We start from the raw sequence: 3,525 nt of genomic DNA on the forward strand, positions 1-3,525 counted from the left end.
GTAGGTGGACCAGTTGGTGATTCTGAACTTTTGCTTTGCCACGGAATGGTCTGTGTTGTCGGGAGGATGCGTGATCTGATCCTTCAACTCAGCAAAAGTTCGATTTATTCAACAAAGCCACGTGAGAGGTATCGCGTAATGCTTCTACCGTCTGTAACCAGATGTCGCGCACTGGGTGACCCGGAGACATTACGTCCATCACAATCAGCCTACCGCCAGGTTTCAATATCCTATTCACTTCTCGCAGTGCTGCACCAACATCATGCCAGTGATGGGCAGAATAACGGCTGATAACAATATCAAATGCGTTATCGGCAAATGGCAGACTTTCGGCATATCCCTGGCGGGTGGTGATATTTTTCAGTTGCCGGGCTTCGGCAGCTTGTGCCACGACATCCAGCATGTGGGCAGATAAGTCATACGCCACCACCGCGCTCACGTTTTGCGCAGCGCCAAACGTTGGTCTGCCCTGTGGCAGACCTGACATACCTTATTTATCAGGCTTGCCGGGACTGAATTCAACGAGTAGCGGATTGTGATCGGAAGCGCGCGTAACCAGTACAGAAGCTTCACTGACGTTCAGACCACGGTAGAAAACAAAATCGAGCGGGCGACCAAACGCCCGACGGCGCTGATCATCGGTAAAACGCACCTGGCGCAGCGACATTTCCCGCGCAAAGCGATATAACGCGTTCATCCTTCTACGGCTCCAGGCATTGAAATCTCCCGCCATAATGACCGGGCCGCTGTGGTGAGCTATCTGATCGCCAATAGGAAGTAACTGCTTACTATAGACATCCACGCCCAGACTGAAGTTGACGGCGTGTATATTAACCACCATCAACAGGCGGGTGTCAGGTAATGGATAGACCGTCACCAGTGCCGACTTCGCCAGACGCAAAATGGGTTCTCGTTCACGTAACGGGCAGCAATACACTGGATGTGCCGCCGAAAGGGTCATTACGCCAGAAGGATGTTGTGGCAGCACGAAAGCGGGTACCTGATCGGCGGCAAGATAGTTAGCGGTCGCAAACTGTACTAACTCTGGCGTTGTCTGCGCTTCCTGCAATAACACCAGATGTGCATCTTTGCCGTAGTTCTTTAATACCGACAACCATTCAGCGCGTTGCTGTTTGTATATGTTCCACACCAGGATCCGAATACGCTCTTCGGTACTTAACGGTTCCCCAGGTGGTAATGCCTGGCCGATGCTCGCAAAAGACCCCGGCGGTAAGATCCTTTCCGCAGGTTGTCCGGCAACATAGCGCATGGCATAGGTGTTTTTTCGCACTTTTGACTTTGAAACCTCTATTACGTCAACCCTTCCGCACTCGGGAGGGTTCTACTGTTATAGGGATTTTAGCTCACTCTTTCAACGAGCAATTGTATATTGTTATGTAAGCAAGTGCTTACACCGGTCAGAATTTTGCTCATTATGGAGAACATTAAATCGCATGACATATCACGCATCCTGATGGTTTAATGACAAATAAATTCAAAATATCTCTTCTATTTTGCAACAGGAGCAAAAATGAAAGCCACGTCGGAAGAACTCGCCATTTTTGTTTCGGTCGTCGAAAGCGGCAGCTTTAGCCGGGCAGCGGAACAATTAGGGCAAGCAAACTCAGCGGTAAGCCGGGCGGTGAAAAAGCTGGAGATGAAACTTGGCGTTAGCCTGCTTAATCGGACCACGCGACAACTTAGCCTGACGGAAGAAGGCGAGCGTTATTTTCGTCGCGTACAGTCAATTTTGCAGGAGATGGCAGCGGCAGAATCAGAAATTATGGAGACGCGTAATACACCGCGTGGACTGTTACGGATCGATGCCGCAACTCCAGTGGTGCTGCACTTTCTGATGCCGTTAATTAAGCCTTTCCGTGAACGCTATCCGGAAGTCACTTTGTCGCTAGTCTCCTCCGAAACGATTATTAATTTGATCGAAAGAAAAGTGGATGTCGCGATACGCGCTGGTACGTTAACGGATTCCAGCTTACGTGCCAGGCCGTTATTTAACAGTTATCGAAAAATTATCGCCTCCCCCGATTATATTTCCCGCTACGGGAAGCCAGAAACGATCGACGATTTAAAGCAACATATTTGCCTGGGATTCACTGAACCCGCTTCCCTCAATACCTGGCCGATAGCCCGTAGCGATGGACAATTACATGAGGTGAAGTACGGTTTGTCATCCAATAGTGGGGAAACACTGAAACAGCTTTGCCTGAGTGGCAACGGGATTGCGTGTTTGTCCGACTACATGATCGACAAAGAAATCGCTCGCGGAGAATTGGTGGAGTTAATGGCAGATAAAGTGTTGCCAGTGGAAATGCCATTCAGTGCCGTCTATTACAGCGACCGTGCGGTAAGTACGCGCATCCGGGCTTTTATCGATTTCCTTAGCGAGCATGTAAAAACAGCTCCCGGAGGAGCTGTCAGAGAGGCTTAATCCCATTCAGGAGCCAGACCTTCCGGGCTAACCAGGCGGTCGTTGCAATCCAGTGCGGCGATCGCTTTTTTATCTTCGGCATCAAGCTGTAAATTTTGTGCCTTAAGATTACTTTCCAGGTTTTTACGTTTAGTAGAAGAAGGAATTACTGAGTAACCTTCCCCCATAGCCCACGCCAGAATCACTTGTGCCGGAGTCGCATTGTGTTTAGCTGCGATACGAGCAATAACCTCATCTTTCAGGGCCTTACCATACGCCAGCGTCATATAGGAAGTAATATGGATGCCGTGCTGTTTAGCCCAGGCAACCACTTTACGGTTTTGCAGATAAGGAGAGAGTTCAATCTGGTTAGTAGCGATGTTTTCAGCACCAACAGCAGCAATCGCTTTTTCCATCAACGGGATCGTGAAGTTGGAAATACCGATCTCACGCGTCAGCCCTTGTTTTTTGGCTTCCAGCAGCGCCTGCATAAACTCTTCAACAGAGACTTCATCGTTTGGTGACGGCCAGTGGATTAGCGTCAGATCAACATAATCGGTACGCAATTTTTGCAGGCTCTCTTTCAGACTTGGGATCAATTTGTCTTTGCTGAGATTTTCAATCCAGATTTTAGTGGTGATGTAGAGTTCATGACGTGGCACGCCACTTTCTGCAATCGCCTGACCTACTGCGGCTTCGTTATCATAGATTTGTGCGGTATCAATTGCGCGATAACCAAGTTCAAGCGCCGTTATCACAGATGAAATAACAACGTCGTCTTTCAGACGGAAAGTACCTAAACCAAATGCAGGGATAGCCATAATATGCCTCTTTTAATGCTATTTTCGTTAACTGAGGTGATTATGGGCTTCAGACTGTTGAGGAAAAAGAGCGTAAAATGCAGAGGATTTTTGCGATTCTGGCAATAATAGATATACAGACGAAAAAAACCTCGAGCGTTAACTCGAGGCTTCTTAATAAGTGGCGGAACGGACGGGACTCGAACCCGCGACCCCCTGCGTGACAGGCAGGTATTCTAACCGACTGAACTACCGCTCCACCGAATTCTTTTACAACCACCGGTTTTATGACCGGCTTAC

The 3,525-nt window shown here is 48.7% G+C and carries 4 protein-coding genes, 1 tRNA gene and 1 pseudogene; 1 reads left to right on the forward strand and 5 read right to left on the reverse strand.

Translation table 11 applies throughout. The features are described 5' to 3' along the window. The 3 genes and pseudogenes from K0778_RS28050 to K0778_RS25230 form a co-directional block, all read right to left on the reverse strand. Positions 1 to 87 (reverse strand): hypothetical protein (locus K0778_RS28050; RefSeq protein WP_227664762.1); only part of this gene is annotated, 87 nt, incomplete at its 3' end. A 10-nt stretch (positions 88 to 97) separates the two neighbouring features. Continuing rightward, positions 98 to 481 (reverse strand): annotated as a pseudogene (locus K0778_RS25225) (class I SAM-dependent methyltransferase); the annotation flags it as partial. Between the two features lie 9 nt (positions 482 to 490). Next, positions 491 to 1,291, reverse strand: a complete 801-nt coding sequence (locus K0778_RS25230; RefSeq protein ID WP_001230983.1) for an endonuclease/exonuclease/phosphatase family protein — start codon at positions 1,289 to 1,291, stop codon at positions 491 to 493. A 240-nt stretch (positions 1,292 to 1,531) separates the two neighbouring features. On the opposite strand from K0778_RS25230, the gene yafC reads away from it, so the two are divergent. Further along, on the forward strand, positions 1,532 to 2,446 hold the full coding sequence (yafC, locus tag K0778_RS25235; protein WP_000648572.1) for a DNA-binding transcriptional regulator YafC: 915 nt from the start codon (positions 1,532 to 1,534) through the stop codon (positions 2,444 to 2,446). Here yafC and dkgB read toward each other — a convergent pair. Continuing rightward, entirely contained in the window at positions 2,443 to 3,246 is an 804-nt protein-coding gene (gene dkgB, locus K0778_RS25240; RefSeq protein ID WP_000997010.1) for a 2,5-didehydrogluconate reductase DkgB, read from the reverse strand. The two genes, yafC and dkgB, sit on opposite strands and share 4 nt — an antisense overlap. Positions 3,247 to 3,407: 161 nt before the next feature. Then, positions 3,408 to 3,484: transfer RNA gene (locus K0778_RS25245), tRNA-Asp, on the reverse strand. Positions 3,485 to 3,525 lie beyond the last annotated feature (41 nt).

This window comes from Escherichia sp. XD33 (assembly GCF_019375075.1).
In the GTDB taxonomy this organism is placed as follows: domain Bacteria; phylum Pseudomonadota; class Gammaproteobacteria; order Enterobacterales; family Enterobacteriaceae; genus Enterobacter; species Enterobacter flexneri_A.